At 63.4% G+C, this 20,092-nt stretch carries 21 protein-coding genes and 1 riboswitch; of the genes, 13 read left to right on the top strand and 8 right to left on the bottom strand.

What is annotated here, in order from left to right:
* Positions 1 to 15: 15 nt before the first annotated feature.
* A complete protein-coding gene (locus CH271_RS22240) occupies positions 16 to 786 on the bottom strand; it encodes a GntR family transcriptional regulator (RefSeq protein WP_179274722.1) in 771 nt (256 codons plus the stop codon).
* Between the two features lie 245 nt (positions 787 to 1,031).
* Between CH271_RS22240 and CH271_RS22235 the strand changes: the two genes are divergently transcribed.
* Genes CH271_RS22235 through CH271_RS22195 form a run of 9 tightly spaced genes read left to right on the top strand, consistent with a single transcriptional unit; the run spans position 1,032 to position 10,360 of the window.
* Complete coding sequence (locus tag CH271_RS22235; RefSeq protein ID WP_179274723.1) at positions 1,032 to 1,796, top strand: inositol monophosphatase family protein; 765 nt, start codon at positions 1,032 to 1,034, stop codon at positions 1,794 to 1,796.
* A gap of 5 nt (positions 1,797 to 1,801) precedes the next feature.
* Entirely contained in the window at positions 1,802 to 2,080 is a 279-nt protein-coding gene (locus tag CH271_RS22230) for a hypothetical protein (protein WP_094619741.1), read from the top strand.
* A gap of 1 nt (position 2,081) precedes the next feature.
* Positions 2,082 to 3,644 carry a sodium:solute symporter family protein gene (locus CH271_RS22225; RefSeq protein ID WP_094634855.1) on the top strand — a complete coding sequence of 521 codons (1,563 nt, stop codon included), beginning with the start codon at positions 2,082 to 2,084 and terminating at the stop codon, positions 3,642 to 3,644.
* Entirely contained in the window at positions 3,644 to 4,912 is a 1,269-nt protein-coding gene (locus CH271_RS22220) for a M20 family metallo-hydrolase (RefSeq protein ID WP_256986500.1), read from the top strand. Before CH271_RS22225 ends, CH271_RS22220 begins: the two co-directional genes overlap by 1 nt.
* A 13-nt stretch (positions 4,913 to 4,925) precedes the next feature.
* Complete coding sequence (locus tag CH271_RS22215; protein WP_094634854.1) at positions 4,926 to 5,726, top strand: SDR family NAD(P)-dependent oxidoreductase; 801 nt, start codon at positions 4,926 to 4,928, stop codon at positions 5,724 to 5,726.
* A gap of 10 nt (positions 5,727 to 5,736) precedes the next feature.
* Positions 5,737 to 7,146, top strand: a complete 1,410-nt coding sequence (locus CH271_RS22210; protein WP_094634853.1) for an amidase — start codon at positions 5,737 to 5,739, stop codon at positions 7,144 to 7,146.
* Positions 7,143 to 8,078, top strand: a complete 936-nt coding sequence (locus CH271_RS22205; protein ID WP_094634852.1) for a phosphotransferase family protein — start codon at positions 7,143 to 7,145, stop codon at positions 8,076 to 8,078. Before CH271_RS22210 ends, CH271_RS22205 begins: the two co-directional genes overlap by 4 nt.
* A 7-nt stretch (positions 8,079 to 8,085) precedes the next feature.
* A complete protein-coding gene (locus CH271_RS22200) occupies positions 8,086 to 9,030 on the top strand; it encodes a choline kinase family protein (protein ID WP_094634929.1) in 945 nt (314 codons plus the stop codon).
* A gap of 1 nt (position 9,031) precedes the next feature.
* The gene (locus CH271_RS22195) at positions 9,032 to 10,360 is read left to right on the top strand and encodes an aspartate aminotransferase family protein (protein WP_256986499.1); all 1,329 of its coding nucleotides are present in this window, start codon (positions 9,032 to 9,034) and stop codon (positions 10,358 to 10,360) included.
* An 8-nt stretch (positions 10,361 to 10,368) separates the two neighbouring features.
* Here CH271_RS22195 and CH271_RS22190 read toward each other — a convergent pair whose 3' ends face one another.
* On the bottom strand, positions 10,369 to 10,656 hold the full coding sequence (locus CH271_RS22190; RefSeq protein ID WP_094634851.1) for a hypothetical protein: 288 nt from the start codon (positions 10,654 to 10,656) through the stop codon (positions 10,369 to 10,371).
* 104 nt (positions 10,657 to 10,760) lie between these two features.
* Positions 10,761 to 11,420, bottom strand: a complete 660-nt coding sequence (locus CH271_RS22185) for a TetR/AcrR family transcriptional regulator (protein WP_256986498.1) — start codon at positions 11,418 to 11,420, stop codon at positions 10,761 to 10,763.
* Between the two features lie 81 nt (positions 11,421 to 11,501).
* Between CH271_RS22185 and CH271_RS22180 the strand changes: the two genes are divergently transcribed.
* Positions 11,502 to 12,692 carry an MFS transporter gene (locus CH271_RS22180; RefSeq protein WP_094634849.1) on the top strand — a complete coding sequence of 397 codons (1,191 nt, stop codon included), beginning with the start codon at positions 11,502 to 11,504 and terminating at the stop codon, positions 12,690 to 12,692.
* Between the two features lie 130 nt (positions 12,693 to 12,822).
* Here the strand turns inward: CH271_RS22180 and CH271_RS22175 are convergent, their stop codons facing one another.
* The gene (locus CH271_RS22175) at positions 12,823 to 14,568 is read right to left on the bottom strand and encodes a TerD family protein (protein ID WP_094634848.1); all 1,746 of its coding nucleotides are present in this window, start codon (positions 14,566 to 14,568) and stop codon (positions 12,823 to 12,825) included.
* 90 nt (positions 14,569 to 14,658) lie between these two features.
* A complete protein-coding gene (locus CH271_RS22170; protein ID WP_256986497.1) occupies positions 14,659 to 15,195 on the bottom strand; it encodes a hypothetical protein in 537 nt (178 codons plus the stop codon).
* Positions 15,196 to 15,478: 283 nt separating this feature from the next.
* Between CH271_RS22170 and CH271_RS22165 the strand changes: the two genes are divergently transcribed.
* Positions 15,479 to 15,691, top strand: coding sequence for a helix-turn-helix transcriptional regulator (locus CH271_RS22165; RefSeq protein WP_094634847.1), 213 nt, complete (start codon positions 15,479 to 15,481; stop codon positions 15,689 to 15,691).
* A 347-nt stretch (positions 15,692 to 16,038) separates the two neighbouring features.
* Here CH271_RS22165 and CH271_RS22160 read toward each other — a convergent pair whose 3' ends face one another.
* Entirely contained in the window at positions 16,039 to 16,467 is a 429-nt protein-coding gene (locus CH271_RS22160; RefSeq protein WP_094634846.1) for a mandelate racemase/muconate lactonizing protein, read from the bottom strand.
* A 28-nt stretch (positions 16,468 to 16,495) separates the two neighbouring features.
* Positions 16,496 to 16,614: riboswitch (SAM riboswitch) on the bottom strand.
* Between the two features lie 274 nt (positions 16,615 to 16,888).
* Between CH271_RS22160 and CH271_RS22155 the strand changes: the two genes are divergently transcribed.
* Positions 16,889 to 17,710, top strand: coding sequence for a hypothetical protein (locus CH271_RS22155; protein ID WP_143546098.1), 822 nt, complete (start codon positions 16,889 to 16,891; stop codon positions 17,708 to 17,710).
* Positions 17,707 to 18,084 (top strand): DUF6941 family protein, encoded by a 378-nt coding sequence (locus CH271_RS22150; RefSeq protein WP_094634844.1) that lies wholly within the window; start codon positions 17,707 to 17,709, stop codon positions 18,082 to 18,084. Before CH271_RS22155 ends, CH271_RS22150 begins: the two co-directional genes overlap by 4 nt.
* A gap of 2 nt (positions 18,085 to 18,086) precedes the next feature.
* On the opposite strand, the gene CH271_RS22145 is transcribed toward CH271_RS22150, so the two are convergent.
* Both CH271_RS22145 and CH271_RS22140 read right to left on the bottom strand, forming a co-directional pair.
* The gene (locus tag CH271_RS22145; RefSeq protein WP_094634843.1) at positions 18,087 to 18,920 is read right to left on the bottom strand and encodes an HpcH/HpaI aldolase/citrate lyase family protein; all 834 of its coding nucleotides are present in this window, start codon (positions 18,918 to 18,920) and stop codon (positions 18,087 to 18,089) included.
* Positions 18,917 to 20,080, bottom strand: coding sequence for an acyl-CoA dehydrogenase family protein (locus CH271_RS22140; protein WP_094634842.1), 1,164 nt, complete (start codon positions 20,078 to 20,080; stop codon positions 18,917 to 18,919). The genes CH271_RS22145 and CH271_RS22140 overlap by 4 nt, the downstream gene beginning before the upstream one ends.
* Between the last annotated feature and the right edge of the window lie 12 nt (positions 20,081 to 20,092).

The following is a 20,092-nucleotide window of genomic DNA, read 5'->3' as shown; positions in this document are numbered from 1 at the left end:
CTCCGGGCCTGCTCTTTACGTCGACGCCTCGGTGACCGACGCACTCACCAGCGACGAGGTGCGCACACTCAATCGCGTTCGGTCGGCTCGGAACAGGTCCACCGAATACTCGACGGGCCGTTCGGACTGGTCGTATCCGATGCGTTCGAGCTTCAGGATGGGCGTTCCCTCGGGTTGCCGGAGCAGCGAGCCCGCGGGCGCACTGATCGTCGCCAATTCGATGGATTCGTCTGCCATACAGACCGATACGCCGAGCCGGGTACGCAGAGCCTCGTACACCGAGTCCAACGGGGTCTCCAGAACTCGGCCGCAGATGCTGTCGCTGAGGTACATCTGCTCCAGCGACAGCGTGTCGCCGTCGGCGAAGCGCAGCCGCAGCAGCGATACCACCGGTCCGTCACCCAGCACCTGCGCCGCCTCTCGGCTCGGCTCGGCGATGCGCGCCGAGATGACCTTGGTGCCGTCTCGAAATCCCTGTTCGTGCAGCATCTGCGGGACGCCCTTGACGGTGTTGAGGCTTCGCAGCAGTCGCCGGCTCTGACAGAGGGACTGCGCGCTTTCCGGCGACGACGAACCCGGTGTCACCGAGGTCAGGAACGCACCGCCGGCTCTCCCCTTCGTCCGTCGGATGACATCGTCGCGTTCGAGGAGATCCAGCGCTTTGCGCAGCGTCGTCCGCGACGTGCCGAGTCGCTCGGCCAGTTCGCGTTCGGGAGGCAACCGGGCAACGGACCGCGATTCGAGCTCGGCCACCAACCGAAGAAGCGCCGCGTGTGTCTGCTCCATCAACAGCACCGAAACACCTCGATTTCCTTCGTCACGACTGCAGAAGCCCATTCAATCTTCAATGAGGCTCGCGCAACACCCCTCGACCTGGGCATTAACGCACGATTAACACGGCGGGTGTCCTATGACCCGCAACCAGGTCACGCGTTACACGACGTTCACGTATCGACGAGAAAACCAGAAATGGTCTACGCCCATCGTTGCATCTACCCGAGAACGCAACATCTACCGAAGGGTGCAACACCGTGGAGGATTCCAGGTCGGCACGCGCCGCTCTCGGCGTGGAGCTCGCCCGCTCGGCGGGCGAGATCGCTCGTCGCTGGTTCGACACCTCAGCCCTCACCGTCGAGCAGAAGCAGGACGGTTCCCCTGTTACGCAAGCGGATCGAGACATCGAAACCCACATTCGGGCCGCCGTGGCCGAGCACTTCCCCTCCGACGGCTTCCTCGGGGAGGAATTCGGCGAAAGCAGCGGCACGTCCGACTACCGCTGGATCGTCGACCCGATCGACGGCACCAAGTCGTTCGTGCACGGAGTTCCGCTGTATGCCAACCTGATTGCGCTCGAGGAAGACGACGATGTCGTCTTCGGCGTCATCAATCTACCCAGCGCCGACATCCTGATGCATGCCGAACGCGGCAAGGGATGCTGGAAAAACGGTGAACGGGTCCATGTTTCGGACAGGACCGATCTCGACGGGGCCTACGTGATGGCAACCTGGCTCGAAGACTGGCACTCGGACACCATCGTCGACCTGCATGCCGCGGGCGCAGTGTTGCGCACCTGGGGCGATGCATACGGCTACATGATGGTCGCGAGCGGCCAGGCCGACGCAGTGGTCGATTACACCACGCAGATCTACGACCTCGCCCCCATGCCGGTGATCATCGAAGAAGCCGGCGGCACCTTCACCTCGCTCGATGGAGCGCGAGACTACAACAGCGGCAACGGCATTGCGACCAACGGCGCATTGCACGACTCGGTTCTCAAAATAGTCAACCAAGGATGACGCACATGAAAGAGTACATTCGCGGCCTGAGCCGAAAGAACATCATGACGTTCTTCGGCAGCATCTACGCTCTCGCCCTGCTCTTCGCACTGTTCCCGCCGCTGTACATGTGGGGCAGTGGCATTCGCTACGAGATCCTCGGCATTCCGTTCGCCATCATGTACTGGCTGATCGACGGAGTCGTTCTCGGGCTGACTCTCTGGGGTCTCTACATCGTCGAGGACATCCGCGGCGAACTCGACGAGGATCTCCTCCCCGCTACCGCACCGCTGACTGGAGAATGACATGTTGATCATGCTGGGAATGCTCGGCGTCTTCTACGCCGTCGTCATCTTCATCCTGTACACCACCCAACAGAAGACCTCCCCCACCTTCGACGAGTACTCGGTCGGTGGCCGCAGCTACGGCCCCTGGTACGTCGCGATGAGCTACGTCAACTCGTGGTGGCCGGGCTCGGTGTTCATCGCATTCTTCGGACTTGCCAGCGGCGCAGGCGTATTCGGACTGTACGGCCTCGCGTACTCCAGCCTCGGTGTCGCCATGATGTACTTCATGGCCACCCGCGCCTGGCGCTGGGGAGCGAAGTACAACCTGCGATCGCAGCCCGATCTGCTCGGCCTGCGCTTCAACTCGCGCGGCACCAAGATCGTCGCCAGCGTCATCGGCATCGTCTCGCTCTTCCCGTGGGTCGTGCTCGGCATGCAGGCACTCGGTGAGGTGTTCCAGATCGCCAGTGCCGGAGCATGGTCCGTCACCACCTGCCTGTTCGTCGGCCTGGCCGTCATCGTCATCCGCCAGTACTGGACCGTCAAGATGGGCATGCGCGGCCTGATCATGACCGACATGTTCCAAGGTCTGGTCGCCTACGTCTTCTCTGCGGCACTGTGCCTGATTCTGCTCTCCGGTGTCGCCGGCGGCCCGATCAGCTTCGCCACACTCGGCGATGTCGCCGACGAGTACCTCCGTGTTCCCGGAGACGGCGACTCGTACGGCCCGTTCTACCTCTTCGCCCTCATCTTCACCGGAGTCGTCGGATCGCTGTGCTGGCCGACGAGCTTCCAACGGATCTACACCGCATCGAGTGTCCGGGCCGTCAAGTCCGGCACCATCCGCACCGTCCTGATCTCCGGAGTCTTCTACTCCCTGCTCATGCTCGTCGGCATCGCAGCCACGGTCATGCCCGCCGTAGCCGATTCACCCCAGACCGGCTGGTTCACCATCGCCGAGAGCTACGGCGGAACGTGGCTTCTCGGCCTCGCGGCCACCATGGTGTTCGCCGCATCCATGGGCCACATCGACGGCAGCGTGCAGGTCTGCGGACTGCAGATCGCCAACGACATCGTCAACTCCGACAAGCGCAAGCTCACCGACAGTCAGCTGACCAAGGTGGCCAAGACGAGCATGCTCGCGTTCATGGCAGCGGCAGCAATCGTCGCCTACGCCACGTTCAACATGACCCGCCTGCAACTGCTCGCACAGATCTCGTATCAAGGCGTTGTGCAGCTTGCCATCCCGCTGTTCCTCGGTGTGTTCTGGCGAGGCGGTAACGGTAAGGGCGCAGTCGCAGGCATGATCTCCGGATTCACCGTCGCACTCGTCCTCACCGCGATCTACCCGGACGACATCGCCGGACTCGGCAGCCTCACCGGTGGCGTCGTGGGTATGGCCGTCAACCTGGCCGTCTTCCTCATCGTCTCCAAGGCCACCGGAACCACGGCCGAGGAGAAGGCCCGCGTCGACGAGATGTTCGAGGTCGGCAAGCGTCCTACTCGCACCGCACCGGTCGACCTGTCCTTCGAGAACCAGATCGAAGAACTGGCCGCCAACCCCGCCCCGGAGAAGATCTAGTGCCTTTCCTCGACGACTTCGCCGCGATGTCGCAGTTCGGCGCCACCGCCGCCGGTGGTGTGCACCGAGAGGCAGCAACCGCTGACGACGGTCGAACCAGGCGGTTCCTCGCCGACTGGTTCGGCCGGCACGGCTTCACCACCACCGTCGACGCGGTGGGAAACATGTACGGCACCGTCGAATTCGTTCCCGGTGCACCGTACGTCCTCGTCGGATCGCATCTCGACAGTCAGCCGACGGCCGGAAAGTACGACGGGGCCTACGGTGTCCTCGCCGCGGCACACGCCGCTCACGAGGTAGCCGAATGTATCGAACGTGGTTCGGTGACTCCGCAATTCAATCTTGCGGTGGTGAACTGGTTCAACGAGGAAGGTTCCCGTTTCTCGCCCAGCCTGATGGGAAGCGGGGTCTTCATCGGCAAGTTCGATGCCGACGACATCCTGAAGGTCACCGACCGCAGTGGCGTCAGCGTGCGGGATGCCCTGTCCGATATCGGATTTCACGGCAACGACGACGCGCCCGAGGCCGCCTCGTACGCCGAGATCCACATCGAACAAGGTCCCATCCTCGAGAACACCGGCACTACGATCGGCATCGTCACCGCCAACTGGGCCGCACGGAAGTACTCGATCACCGTGCACGGCGAGCAGTCGCACACCGGCGCAACTCATATGGCTCTGCGTCACGACGCGTTGGTCGGCGCATCGCGCATCGTGCTCGCTGCCCGCGATCTCACCACGCAGTTCCCCCAGGAGGCGCTGCTGGCCTCGGTCGGCGAGTTCGATGTCGAACCCAACTCCCCCATCGTCGTGCCGTCGAAGGTCACAATGGCCATCGACATCCGGTCGTCCGATCCCGAGGTCCTCGACCAGGCCCACGACAAGCTGCTTGCAGCAATCGATTCCGTCAACACCGACGGGGAGGTGCGGGTCAGCATCGACACCTCGGCGCTGCGGCCGTCCACGAGTTACCAGACCGAGGGCGTCGAACTCGCCGAGGAAGCCGCTGGGTCCCTCGGATTGTCGTGTCGACGGATGCTCACCATGGCCGGCCACGACTCGGTGAATCTCAAGGACATCGTTCCGACGGTGATGCTGTTCGTCCCCAGTGTCGACGGCATCTCGCACAGCGAGAGAGAACTGACCCACGACAGCGACCTGCTAGACGGCGTGAAGATGCTGGCCGAGACGGTCGCGCGCATGGTGCGCGGCGATATAGGAGTCGGCCGATCTTCCGAACTCGCCGGCACCAGCCGCACTCGAGCATAGAAAGCAGAGCCAGATGATCGATTTGAGCGGCAAGACTGCACTGGTCACCGGCGGGTCCCGCGGCATCGGACGAGCAGTCGCGACTACTTTGGCGGCGGCTGGCGCGCACGTGGTGATCGCCGACCGCAGCGACGCACTCCGCACAGACGGCGCATCGACATCGAATCTGATCTGCGCTGCGGGAGGCACCGCCGAGTCCGTCCTGCTGGACATCTCCGATTCCCGGCAGGTCGACGCGGTCTTCGCAGACGTCGCGGGCCGATCAGGCATCGACATCCTCGTCAACAACGCCGGAGTGCTCAGTGCCGGAACGGTCCTCGACACGACCGACGATGCGTGGCGGTCACTTTTCGCAGTGAACGTGGACGGAACGTTCTTCTGCACCCGAGCGGCGGTACGGCACATGGTCGACGCCGGGCGGGGCGGCAAGGTCGTCAACGTCGCGTCGATCAGCGGACTGCGGGCCAATCCAGGATTTGCCGGGTACTGCGCAGCAAAGGGAGCGATGGTCAACTTCACTCGGCAGGTCGGCATCGACTACGCACCGATGGGAATCAACGTCAACGGCGTTGCGCCCGGCTTCGTCGAGACCGACATGACCGCGATCTACGACGCGTCCATCCGCGGTGCTCTGGAGGCGCAGACCCCCAACGGCAAATGGGCAGATCCGCAGCACATTGCCGACACCGTGTTGTTCCTGGCCTCGTCGCTCTCGGACCACATCTGCGGAGAGATCGTGGCCGTGGACGGCGGCTGGCTCGTCGGCACTCCCGTGGTTCCAGTGATACCGGTGGCAACCGCGGTATCAGCATGAAAGGCACGCGATGAATCCCCTGTTGACAAAAACCGTCGACGAGATACGTGCGGCATTCGGCACCGGTGAGCTCACTCCCGTGCAGTTGCTCGATGCCACGCTGGAGCATCTCGAGGCCATCGACCCCGTGATCAATGCGATTGCGTACGTGGACGAATCCGGTGCCCGTGCGGCAGCTCAGGCCGCCACCGACCGCCTCGATTCCGGCCGTGCGCGAGGCGACATGGATGGCATTCCGGTGACCATCAAGGACAGCGTCCATGCGATCGGGATGCCGTGGCGACACGGCGTCGCCGCGAATGCAGACCTGCCGATGTCGACCGTCGACGCACCACCGGCTGCCCGGCTGAAGGAAGCCGGTGCAGTCATCGTCGGGAAGACGACCATGCCCGACATGGGGATGATGGCAGCGGGCGTCAGCTCGCTGTACGGAATCACCCGCAATCCCTGGGACCTGTCCCGTAACACCGGCGGGTCCAGTGCCGGCGCGGGGGCGTCGTTGGCGTCGGGCATCGGTTTCGGCTCTGTCGGTTCCGATATCGCCGGGTCGGTGCGGTTGCCTGCGGGACACTGCGGGCTCGTTGCGTTGAAGCCGACGCAGGGCCGCATACCGCACACCGCTCCGTCGACCATGCGATCGGCCGGTCCGATGGCCCGCACCGTCGACGATCTCATCGATCTCTACCGCGTCATCTCCAGGCCCGATCCGCGAGACACGTGGAGCCTGCCCTACGAGGACACCACCGACATACGCGCAAGCCTGTCTCCTGCCGGACTTCGCATCGGCGTCATGCTCGACATGGGCTACGGTCCCACCGTTTCCGACGACGTACAGGCCGTGGTGCGTTCTGCAGCAACGCAACTCAGGGCAGCGGGTGCCGTGGTCACCGAGATGCCGCCGATCTTCGGCGCAGATCCGTACCCGGCGTTGGATCGCCTGTTCCAGGTTCGCGCGCGCACGGAGTGGGAGGCCATTCCCGAGGATCGTCGATCGCAGGTACTGCCCGCGGTCGCCGACTGGGCCTCGGCGGCGGCAGAGTATTCGGCGGCTCAGTTCTCGCGCGACACCGATGCGGTCATGCGATCGCAGGAGATGATTCGGGCGCAGACGGCCGAGTTCGACTTCGTCATCTCCCCGGTCATTCCCAGAGTGGGCTTCGGAGCCGAAGAGGTCGGGCTCGACCCGGCGCAACCGTTGGGCCACTGCAGTTTCACCGCGTGGTTCAACCAGACCGCACAGCCTGCCTCCGCACTCTGCTTCGGCTTCAGCGCACACATGCCCGTCGGGATCCAGGTGGTCGGACCGCGGTTCGCAGATCAGGCGGTGCTACGGCTGACGAAGTGGCTCGAGGGTGCACGTGAGATCGAGATGAACTGGCCGACGACTGTGGCCGCTGACACGATCGGAGCACTGGGATGACCGTGCGACAGACATTGAGCGAGTTGGGTATCTGGGCCTCGGGCGAATTGACGCTGGAACCCGGAACCACCATGGCGAGCCCCAGCTGGTGGGGCGCTGACTCCGAGCGTTATTCGGCGCGGGCCGAGATTGCGGACTCCGGTGCGGGCTCGGCCGCGTACGTGAAGGTGATGGAACCGCATGCCCGCGACTACATCGATATCGCAGCAACGTTCTCGGCTGCGACCGCGGCCGGTGACGCGGGCATCGGCCCCACTGTCTTCTTCTCCGACGCAGCGTCCGGCGTCTTGGTGATGGAGGACTTCACCGGACGGTGTTCGACTGCAACGCTCGATCTGTTCGACGAGGATGCGAACGTCGAGAAGCTCGTGGCGCTGCGGGGTTCCGTTCACCGGCTCAGCGGAGTCACCAGACGTGCATCGGTGTTCGAGGATCTGGCGCGTGTGCGGGGCTTGGTCGAGCGGGTCGGCGGCGCATTGCCGGCCGACTTCGACTGGATGCTGCGCACTCTCGGGCCCGCCGAAGCGCGGATCGACAGTGCCGGCGTCGACGCGGTTCCCTGCCACGGCGACGGCAATGTCTCCAACGTCCTGATGCTCGAGGACGGCGGAATGCGGCTCGTCGACTGGGACGTTGCGGCGCTGATGGATCCGCTGCAGGACATCGGTGCGTTGCTCGCAGAGATCCGCCCGTTCGACACCGACGCACGTGAGGTGTTCGAGATGATGTGGGGGTCGTTCGACAGTGCGCTGTTCGATCGAGCCCGCATCTACGGCATCGCCGACTGCGTGCGGTGGGCCCTCATCGGCTCGTATGCCGACGCGATGAGGCCGGGTACCCACGAGTATTCGAAGTTCTCCGACTGGCAGTTCCTGAGGGCGCGCGCTGGACTGCGCGACCCGCATTTCGACGACCGAGTACGGAATATCTGAGGTGGCCATGAACGAGATCGCACTGGGATCCGCCCACACCGAACCCGAACGGCAGGTGGAGAAAGCCCTCGCCGCCGTTGCGGAGTGGGAGGGACTGAACATCACCTATGCCCCGGTACCCGGAGGGTTGATGAACAGCAATTGGCGCATCACCGTCGAAGGGAAGCCCAAGCGCTACTTCATGAAACTCCCCGGTGCCGGAACGGATTCGTTCATCGACCGGTCGCTGGCCAACGAAGCTGCCCGTCGCGCAGGCGCTTTGGACATCGGACCCGAGGTGGTGCTGTTCGATCCGGTGACCGGCGTGGAGGTGATCGAGTTCCTCGAAGGCTATCGTGCGTGCACCAACGGTGACCTCAAGCGACCCGAGATTCCCCTCGGCATGATCGATCTGTATCGCGTGCTGCACTCGGGAAGCAAGCTCAGCATCACGAAGACTGTTTTCGACATGATCGACGAACACCTCGATCAGGTTGCCGAACTCGGCGTGCGGTTGCCGCGCGACGCCGAGGTGATCCTCGCGGAATACGGCCAGGCGAAGAATGCGATGCTGGCGTCCGGTCTGGATCTGGTTGCGTGTCACAACGACCCGATGCCGGGCAACATCCTGATCGGCGACGGCCTGCCGATGAAGTTGGTGGACTACGAGTTCGCGTCGAACAACGACCGCGCGTACGAGCTGGCCGTGATGATCACCGAGATGTTCTACGGCGAGCAGCAGACGATGGAATTGATCGAGGAGTTCTACGGCAAAGCCGAGTGGTCGATGATCTCCCGGGTGCAGGTATGCAGCGCACTCGCCGACGTCAAATGGGGGCTGTGGGGCTGCATGAACCACAAGCTCAGCACCGCATGGGATTTCGACTACCACAAGTACGGAACCTGGAAGCTCGCCCGCGCACGGATGAAGATGGCGGATCCGCGTTGGGCGTTCTGGCTGCAGGGGTTGTGAGGTGACCACACTCGATCGCGTCGGAGCCCTGAGCGTCAACGGTTTCGATGCATCCTCGGCCGTGGGGCTCAGCACCCGCACGCTCGATCTGGTCGAGCGTCGAACGCGGGTACTCGGGCCCGCCTATCACCTGATGTACGAGACCCCGCTCGAGTTGGTACGAGGCGAGGGTGTGTACGTCTACGACGCCGATGGCACGCGGTACCTGGACATGTACAACAACGTTGCCAGCGTGGGGCATTGCCATCCCAGGGTGGTCGAGGCCGTCACTCGGCAGATGTCGTTGATCAACACGCACACGCGATACTTGCACGATGCGGTGATCGGATACGCCGAGGACCTGGTCGGCACCTTCCCCGACAGGTTGGACACCGCGATGTTCACCTGCACCGGGTCCGAGGCCAACGACCTGGCTCTCCGGATCGCGCGGCACGCGACCGGCCGCCAGGGCATCATCGTCACCGAAAGCGCTTATCACGGCGGGACTGTGGATGTGGCGGCATGTTCGCCGTCGATGGGTCCGGCGTCCGTTCGCGACGCTCCGTGGTTGCGGACGGTTCCGGCACCGGATGCGTACCGGGTCGAGGGCGATCTGGCAACGTGGTTCGCCGAACAGGTGCAGACGCAGATCGACGACCTGGCCGCGCGCGGGATCGGTATCGCGGCTCTGATGATCGACTCGATCTTCGCCTCCGATGGGATCTTGCCGGAGCCGACACCGTTCCTGAAGCCCGCGGCAGATGTCGTTCACGCCGCGGGTGGAGTGTTGATCGCCGACGAGGTGCAGCCGGGATTCGGCCGGCTGGGCGCATCGATGTGGGGCTTCGAGCGGCACGGGTTGCTGCCCGACATCGTGACGATGGGCAAACCGATGGGCAACGGCATGCCCATTGCCGGACTGGTCATGCAGAGTTCACTGGCCGAGCAGTTCGGACGAGACCTGCGCTATTTCAACACCTTCGGTGGCAATCCGGTGACCGTCGCTGCGGCGCAAGCGGTGCTCGACGTCATCCGTGACGAGGCTTTGGTGGCCAACTCGGCCGCCATGGGTGAGCGCCTGCTGGCAGGCCTGCGCACGGTCGCTGATCGCGTCGATTCCATCGGGGACGTCCGGGGTGCAGGTTTGTTCGTCGGAGTCGAATTCATCGGCCCCGCAGGTCAACCGGATCCATCCGAGGCACTGCGTGTGGTCAACGCCATGAAGAAACGCGGGGTGCTGATCTCGGCCACCGGCCTGTACGGAAACACGTTGAAGATCAGACCGCCGTTGACCATCGAGGCGGCGGACGTCGACTACTTCCTCGAACAGTTCGCAACGGTCGTGGCCTGACGGTTCCGCTATCCGCTCCAGCCCCAGTTGTAGGGGTTCACCACGATTCGATACCAGACATCGGTGTCCGCAACGTTGGTGCAGGGCACCAGGATGTACGACTGCGACGCCTGCTCGAGCGACAACGCCTTGTTGCAGAAGTACTGTGCGCCTTCGCCGGATTGCTCCGCGCGATAGACGGGGCCGTAGTGCCATTCGTCGGCACTGGCTGTCCCGACTCCTATCGTGGCTCCGGCTGCGAGCGGTAGCGCCAGGAGTCCGGTCAGAACAGCGATGCGTCGGCTGGAGTGGGTCATCGGAGGGCCTTTCGTAGGTGGCACAGTCGTCGCCGGCCGTCGTCAGGCCACCGACTCGATCCCTTCCCCTGTGAAGTCGCACGAGAACCGAGTCGCGTTACCGGCTATGAGCGGGCGATCGAGTGCACCGAGCCCAATGAAGCCGTGGTCATGTCCGCGACTCGTTCGAGTTGACGCCGCGTTGCGCCGTCCCGGGCGCGCTGGGACATGCCCTGAATGATCACGCCGATGAATTCCGCGACGTCGACCGGCTCCCATGACGGAGGCAGGATGCCGGCGGCGACGTTCTCGGAAATACGATCCGCCAGCAGGGACACGTTGGCATTGCGCATGTCGCGCAATCGATCTGCGATGCTTCGATTGGCGTCGGTGACACCGACGGCCGAGCTGATGATCAGACAGCCGCCCGGACAGGACTCGTCTGTGTAGTGCAAGGCCGCGTCGTACAGCAGCCTCGAGATCAACTTGGCCGCGTCGGGCTCCTCGGCGAACGCACGCTCCATGAAGTCGCCTCGAGTAGCGAGATAGCGCTCGATCGTGGCGAAGAACAGCCCTTCCTTGCCGCCGAATGCACTGTAGAGACTGGGCGGATTGATGCCCATCGCACTGGTGAGCATCGAGACCGAGGTGCCCTCGTAGCCGTGTTCCCAGAAGGCGAACATCGCCTGATCCAACGCCGAGTCGACATCGAACTTGCGCCCCTGTCCTCGCACTCCGGCCATCAGCCCTCCACATCTCGATCCGTTCTCGAAACTGTGATTCATCGTACTCCTGTAGCGATCATTAAACGAATCGCCTAGCCTTCGACGGAAGGTTCGGTTCTCCATAGAACGAAGGGGTAGACAATGGTCACCGAGACACGCAATGCATCGCCCGCGGTCAACGCGAACGTCGCCATCGTCTGGATGCTGCTCGCAGTGTTCGGGGTGGGAACCGTCGAATACCTCGTCGCCGGAGTCCTTCCGGACATTTCCTCCGATGTCGGCGTCGGGAATTCGACTGCGGGCCTGCTGATCACGATCTATGCCGTCACGGTCGTCATCGGCGGTCCGCTGCTCACCATCGCCACCACCCGGGTTCCGCGAACACCGCTCATCGCCGCAATGATGGCCTTGTTCATCGTCGGCAACATCGGAACCGCATTGGCCCCAAATTTTGCGACCCTGGTGATATTCCGCGTCATCACTGCGCTCCCCCACGCCACGTTCTTCGCGCTGTGCCTGGTGTTGGCAACGTCGTTGGTGGAGCCGGATTTTCAGGGCCGAGTGATCGCGCGCGTGACGCTCGGCCTCAACCTTGCGACCGTCCTCGGCGTTCCGCTGGGGACGCTGATCGGCTCGCAGCTCGGCTGGCGCTGGTCGTTCGCCATCGTCGCGCTCTTCCAACTGTTCGTCACCGCCGCTCTGATCGCCTCGACCCGACGCGCAGCACCGTCACATCAGACCGGCAGTGTCACTTCGGAACTGAGTGTGTTCACCCGAGGTCCGGTGTTGTGGGCCATCGGCCTCACCGCGCTGAGCCAGGCCGCCCTGTTCGTGGTGTTCACCTACATCTCGCCGTACCTCACCGATCACGCCGGAATTTCCGCGTCCACCGTCACCATCGTGCTGTTCGTCTTCGGCGTCGGCTCTGTCGTCGGCAACCAGCTCGGCGGCTACTTCGCGGACAAGGCGCTGGACACGACGCTCTACACAGCGTTGATGGCACTCGCGGGCGCGCTCGTCGTCCTGTTCCTCTTCGGTGGCACAGCGTGGTTCGCCTTCGCGTGGATGTTCGTTCTCGGTGCGGCGGGCTTCTCGATCATCCCGCCACTGGCCTCGAAATTGATCGGCGCGGCCAGTGAGGCACCCCACCTCGCGGCCACCGTCAACATCGCCGGGTTCCAACTCGCGAACGCGGCGGGTGCTTGGATCGGATCGATAGCGTTGTCCGGTGGCAGCAGCGTCTCGGTCCTGCCTGCCATCGGAGCGGTTCTCGCCGTCGGTGCGGTGGTACTTCTGTTCGTCAGTCGTCGCGCGTCACGGGTGGCAGGATGAGAGCCTCGTGATCGACGCGCCGGTCTGTGGTGCGGACACGTCACCGACTGTGGGTAGGCAAGTCCGGAAAATTCTGGATGCCTTCATGCTCACAGCAGTCGAGTCACCAGTGACAGGATCCTGTTCTTGGCTACTCGTCGACTTCCACGCCGTATCTGACGGCCAGTTCAGCCAATCCGTCGTCGTAGCCCTGGCCGATGGGTCGGAAGCGCCATCCACTCCCTCGGCGGTAGATCTCGGCCAACAGCATCGATTGTTCCGTTGTGGCCGCATCGAGCACCGCTGTGGCGACCGTCGAATCGACTCCATCGAGCGATACCGAGACTGCACCGACGTCGCCGAACGTCTTGTCGCCGTCTATGACTGCGGCGATGACTATGCGCGCGCATTCCTCGGGAACGAGTGCCAGATCGATCCGGACGCCCTGCTCACTGTCACCGTCGATCGACATCGAGACCGCACCGTCCGAGGTGGCCGGAGCGTTGTAGAACACGAAATCCTCGTCACTGGAGACCAACTCGTCGTCGTTGACCAGGAATGCGACGACGTCGACACCGACCTGATCGGACTCGTCGGCCCGCCACGAACTGTTCAAAGTCAGCATGGTGAGGCTTGGATCCAGATCGACAACACCACCACGTGGCACCAGCGGGGCGATTCGGGACCGCCGCGCCGGAAGCGGAGCAGGCACCTCGATCTTCAGCTCACGGTCTATCGTCGCCGGTGTCAGCAACGTGAGATCCCGTTCTTTCACTTTCGGCATCCGGGGGTCTCCATCGCCGCCGTCCAGGATCAGGATGTCGGTCACGCCAGCGCTGAGATTCACAGCCGGTGTCGCACCGAGTTGGATCAGGCGGGAACGCATCAGCACAGAATCGGCATGCGAACCACCCATGACCAAGACCCTTCTTGTCTGCCAGGGCTTGCCGACTGGATCGGGCTGCTGCACGTTTGGCTTCGGCTGGACCTGCGGCCGAGTACCTTTGGGCGTTCCTGGTTGCACATCCCGTAGTAGGTCGAGCAGTTCGGACTCTGAGATTATCCGAAGTCCATGGGCCCGAGCTCGCTCGACCTTTCTGCTTTCGGTCGTGGGATCCGAGCACACCACCACACTGGTGAATCGGCTGACGGAGTTCATCACGTCCAAGCCAGCTTCGGTGACCTGAGCGGCCAGACGCAGCCGCGGAATGCGCGTGTCGCCGCTGATCACGACCCGCATGCCCTGAATCAGACCGCCGTCCCCAGCAAGAGGACCGGGGTTCTCCCACCTGCAATGCGTTCGAGGCACGGTGTCCGGATACAGCGTCAGGCGCTCGGTGCACGTGACGACGGGAAGGGGAAGTTCGAGCGACCTGGCCAATCGAGCACTGTGAGTGAACACCTGCGCCAGCACGCGGGCATCGTCGTATGCGTCGTGCGCATTGGACTGCAGCACTTTCCAGTGCGCAGCCAGGGTGGCTAGCTTGTGGTTAGGAGTGTCGAGTTGCAGTCGCCTCGACAGTGCCACGGTGCACAACCGTTGCTTCGTCGGCATCTCGATGCCCGCACGCATCGATTCGAGCTTCAGGAAGCCGTGGTCGAAACTTGCGTTGTGCGCGACCAAAGTTCGACCGTCGAGCAGATCCATGAGCTGCGGGGCGATCATGTCGAACGTCGGTGCACCGGCAAGCCGTTCGGGCGTCAGTTTGTGGATGTGCACCGGGCCGGGATCGCAGCCCGGGTTGACCAGTGTCGACAGTTCGCGTCCGACGCGTCCGTCCTCGTCGACCGTCATAGCGGCGACGCTGAGCACCCGATCACGGGATGCCTTCAGACCCGAGGTCTCGACATCGACGACGACCCACTCGTCGCGTCCGGTCTTGACTGCATTCCCCACGGAGGTTCCACCTTCGACGCCAACGGACAGTGGTGGTCACTATGCCGCACGGCTCAATGGCAATACGGCAAATGCCGAATACGGGTCGATCTATTCGCACTGTGGACCAGTGATATAGCCCTGCTCGCAGCCGTACTGGGTTTGGATATCCCCGCTGGTCGGTGCTTCTCCGCACAACACTCCGCACCGCTCGTAGCCATTCACGACGCCATCACCGTTTCGATCCTCGGATTCGTAGTACGGATACCCTGCATCGGGTAGCGGCGCGGTCGCCGCGCATCTCGGGTCGTTCACCACGTACGACCCATCGGTCAAGACCGCGGTGTTGCCGTAATCGCAATATCTCAATTCAGGCGGTGCCGGCGCGACGTACGTATCGCATTCGGCTTCGTACCCTGTCGTGCCGTCTGAATACAGGGCGGTGCCGGACTGATACAGATCAAAGTCGCCGCACTCGTAGGTGATTGGTTGAGGCAAAGGAACAGGCGGCGGCTCAGGTGCCGCCGGCTTGTCCACGTTCGAGGTAGGCGACGCCGACACCGTAACGCTCGAACTGCTCGTCACAGGAACAGCTTCGCTCGGTGTGTCGTTGGGGCTGCTCGAGCAGCCGACGCAGACCAGCGCCACTGCGGTGATTGCAATGAAGGTTCTCGTGGAGTTGCCAACTCCGAGCTGGTCGAGACTGCATGGACCCGTCCCCGGTACAGGCAATGTCGATTCAGTATTGCAATGAACTGACCACCGACACGGGCGATTCGACATTCGGATACGCCGTTATGCCTTCGTTCACGGGCATAACAGGGCTCAGTCCTACAACAGAGGGGCGTACTCTCGCCTATGCATGTAGTTGCAAGCATAAGGAGCGAATAAGGCCGATCCGCGACGACGGAGTCGGAGATATCCGAGTGAGGTGGCCGCCGCCTTCGTCGCACGTCGGCTTCAGCTACGCCTCACTCAGGCTGAGTTGGCATTGCTTGCCGGCGTGGGTCGATCGACGGTCCAAGCTCTCGAAGGCGGCAAAGACTCGATCCAACTCGATGGTGCGATCGCCATCGCGAATGCGCTGGGCTGTGATCTTACTTTGCGGACTCGATCCGGAACGCCTGTGCCGCAACTGGATTAGCGTTGACAACGCCACAATGACGGCGGCTGACCGGCCAGGCGGACAGCAACCCCGCGGGGCCGTAGAGCTCAGCCATGGATCCCGATCGGTTCTCGGCATAAGGGTTCCGATCATCTCGTACGCAACGATTTCCGGATCCGGCGTACCGGAACTCGTGTATGATCTCGGACAGTTCGGTCACGCGCGCTGTACACCGAAGCTCGTCAGACTCTTTGCTGCTGCGTCGGTTCCAAGTGGGACTCGGACCTCCGGGTTGTCGATGTAGAAGCGAATCCACTATCAGACGCAACAGCGATCTCCGCGGTTCCACTGACAAGCCGACCCCGTCGAGGGCCTGGTGGATGGCTTCAGCGAGAGAGCGCCTGCAAGGTCGCCTCTCCCGCGCGATACCCCGCCTCGAACAGCCATGGCCACTCGGAAAAGTCCTCGGGGTCGACCACCACCGTCTCGACACCACCGTTCCCGCGCCGCTTGGGCATGTTCTCGGGATGGGACGGGAATCGATCCTTCAGGTACGCGGGTTCGAGACTCTGCCGAAAGATCAGCCACGTCCGAGGCGTGAAGCCCACTGCTTCAGCACGTTTCGCGAGGTCGATCCACGCTTCGGCATTTGCGTACCCGCCTTCGAGTACCAACCTCCGAGTCTCGAGCATCGGAAACACGCCGTACCAGATCGGCGGGTAACTCAGGAGCGTCTGGCACCAGGTACGACTCCGATCGTGCGGAATGGGTTCCCACTTCGCCTGTGCTGCTTCGAGTTCGTCACTACCGGGCATTGTTCACCTCATTCTGGAGGTGCAACCCTCCATCGACTTGCGCGCCTGCGATTGCGGGACGCGCCGGTTCTTCCCCTGGGGCACCCTGTCGATGGAGACGGGGTTGCCGGACAGCCGGCCAGGTACCGACAACTGCCACTCATGAACCTCTCCCGACCATAGCCGAGAGGTACGACACGCACCATCGGCCGAAAGCGGCAGCCACTGCACGCACCCCGTGCACCGAGGTCGCGCACTGGATTGTCATGACCGCTCCGGTGCAGGCCTCGGGCCGAGCTCCCGGAGGACGTCGAGGGCTGCGGTATCGCGCTCGTCGTATCCATCGTTGCCGTCCGTCGCGGCCAGCATGAACGTGTCCAGAAGACCACCTGCGGTTCGGCTCGTTCCGTCGTCGGGCCCACATCTTTCCTATGCTGTGTTCGTGCCCTCCGACCGAACAGACAGCAACCTCGCTCGCGTGATTCCACTGTTCGGGCGCCGGGGATCCCGCACCACCAACACGGAATTTGTCGACGACATCGAGCCGGCAGTCGAGTCCCCGGTCGAACAACTGACGCCCCACGATATCGAGCTCACACCACCGACCGCCGTGGACGAGTTCGCAGCGCTGACCGCATCGAAGCCGATAGCGCAGCTTCGTTCGCTCCTCGACTGGCTCGGTACGTCGCGACCTATCACCGGCACGGGTGTTCCACGACCCGGGTCGGTCAGCGAGCTGGCGAAGGCCGTCGGGGTGGATCTGGACGCGCGAGCGCGGAATTCACGATCCATGCGCGACATCCGCGACTTGATGACATTGTGGGATGCGGCGACGGCGGCCGGATTGATCGAGTTGACATCCACCACGGCGATACGCGGCCCCTGGGCCGACGAGTTCGCCCACTCACTTCCCGGCTCGCTGGCCGCCCACCGGACGGCTCTCTCGCACGTCATCCGCCGGTACTTCCTCAGCGAGGACCCGCGCCGCCAGTCGCAAGTCCCCGATGTCGTCGCCGGACAGATAGTTCTCGCCGCGATGACGAGCACTCCACGGAAGCGGCTCCCGGATGTCGGTTCGGCCCACTCCGGAGATCTGTACGAACACATCATTGCATTGATACTCCGCGGCCTACTGGACCAATTCATCGCCGACGGGTGGCTGGTCTGCGACGGGACATACGAGGTGCCGGCACCCTTGCGACCGACCGTCCTGGACGCCATGAAGTCACTTCGCTACTACGGAACGCATGACCTCAACCGATGATCATCACCGGATTGTTCTTCGCCGAGTATGCGCGAGCCTCCAACGACATGCTCGACATCCTCGGCGGCGTCTGGGATTCCTGCACGGTCCCTCGCGAGACCCGCATGCTCGAATGCCGGTTGGTCGCACTGTTGCAGACGGGCCCCGATGACATCGGTAAGGACTTTCCCGCGACTCTCGAAGTGCTCGACGCGAACGGCGAACACATCGTCAATCAGCGTGGCCTGCAGATCCCCGGTGCCGGCTTCACCGGCGAGAATCGATTCTGGTTCCTGCCGATGCAGATGGTGTTCCGCGACGAAGGACGGCACAACTTCATCCTCAGCGCCGGTGGGGCCACAGCGAGCGTCGGACTTCGCATTGCCTTCGGCTGATGTCAGGTACTGATCGGCTCCCGCGCAGCACCCCGCTCCACAACTCGGCGAGCGGTTCGGGCTACCGCCTCGTCGATCAGGAATCCCTTGCTGTCCACGGCCACACCCGACTCGGCACGCTCCAGATCTGCCAACAGTTCCTCGGCTTCGCGCACTTCCAACTCAGATGGCACGAATACCGTTCGCACAGGACCGAGTTGAGCGGGATGGATACACGCACGACCGACAAAACCGAGACCGGCCAGCGTTCGAGTATCGGCCTCGAAGGCCTCGGCGTCGCGGAAGTTTCGCGACACCGCCGCAGGCGGTGGATCGATACCCGCCGCCACGCTGGCTGCGACCACCTGAGCACGCACGAACGACAATGACTCCGCCGAGCCGTCGACGCCCAGATCGGCGGCCAGGTCCACCTCCCCGATCTGCAAAAACTTGACCCGAGGGGCACGGGCAATCTCGAGAGCGGCAAACACTCCGGCGGCCGTCTCGATCAGGGGCGAGACCACCGCGCCGGTGCCACTCAGTAGAGCATCGGCCTGCTCCACCTCGCGAGCCGACGACACCTTGGGCAGCCAGATGCCGGTCAGGTTCGGGTGCAACACCGCGCGAACATCGTCCTCCTGCAACGGCCCTGGGTTCACCCGCACCCAGATCTGCACGTCACCCGGATCGCAGGACGCGACCCACTCGGCTACCGTCGCGCGGGCGTGATCCTTGTTCGCCGCAGTGACGGCGTCCTCGAGATCCAACACCACCGCGTCGGTACCCGACGCGAGTGCTTTGTCGAAGCGCCCCGGGACGTCCCCGGGAACGTAGAGGTAGGTCAGAGCCGTCCTCATCCGATGACGCCCGTGCCCGCGACGAGAGACTTGGCGATGACAGTCCGCATGATGTCGTTGGTGCCCTCACCGATGGCCATGAGCGGGGCGTCGCGGTAGAGGCGCTCGACGACGAATTCGGTGGAGTAGCCGTAGCCACCGTGGATACGCATGGCTTCGAGGCTGGCGGTGATGGCGGCTTCGGAGGCGAAGTACTTCGCCATGCCGGCCTCCATGTCCACGCGCTTGCCCGAATCCGCCTGAGATGCAGCCCAGTACGTCATCAGCCGCGCAGCCTGCAGCTGGGTCGCGATGTCTGCGATTTTGAGCTGGATGGCCTGGAACTCGGCGATGGGCTGACCGAATGCGGTGCGCTGCTTCGCGTATTCGAGCGCAGCGTCGTAGGCAGCCTGCGCGATGCCGACACTGCGGCCGGCAATGTTCAGGCGGCCGATCTCGAGACCGGACAGTGCCTGCTGCAGACCACGTCCTTCGACTCCACCGAGCAGCGCATCGACGGGAACGCGCACATCGGTGAAGGTGATCTCACACGATTCGGTGCCCTTGTAGCCGAGCTTGCCCATGTCGCGCTGCACCTCGAAACCGTCGGTCGCGGTGTCGATCAACAGCAGCGACATGCCCTTGTGTGCCGGCGTCGTCGTGCTGTCGGTCTTGACCAGTACTGGAAGCACATTCGCATGCCGAGCGTTGGTGATCCACGTCTTCGCCCCGTTGACGACGTAGTGGTCGCCGTCGCGCTTGGCGGTGGTCTTGATGCCCTGCAGGTCGGTGCCGGCACCGGGCTCGGTCAGACCGACTCCCGTACGCCATTCACCGGACGCGAGCTTGGGGAGCAGTGTCTTCTTCTGCTCCTCGGTGCCGTGCTTGCCGATCATCCAGCACGAAAGATTGTGGCTGCCGAGAATTCCGGCGACGCCCATCCATCCGCGGGCGAGCTCCTCGTACACCAGGGTGAACGAGACCTTGTCGAGGTCGAGTCCGCCGTACTCCTCCGGCGTCGTGATCCCGAACAGGCCCATGGCCTTCATGTGTTCGACGATCTCGGTGGGGTATCGGCCCGTCTTCTCCCACTCGTTGGCTACCGGGATGATTTCCTTGTCGACGAAGGTGCGCAATGCTTTCCGGAATGCCATCTGCTGTTCGTCGTACGTGAAGTCCATGATGATGTCCTG

Origin of the sequence: Rhodococcus sp. 05-340-2 (assembly GCF_002258915.1) — a bacterium.
Lineage (GTDB): Bacteria > Actinomycetota > Actinomycetes > Mycobacteriales > Mycobacteriaceae > Rhodococcoides.
The sequence above is the reverse complement of the archived record's forward strand: the minus strand, read 5'-3'. Positions and strand labels throughout refer to the sequence as shown.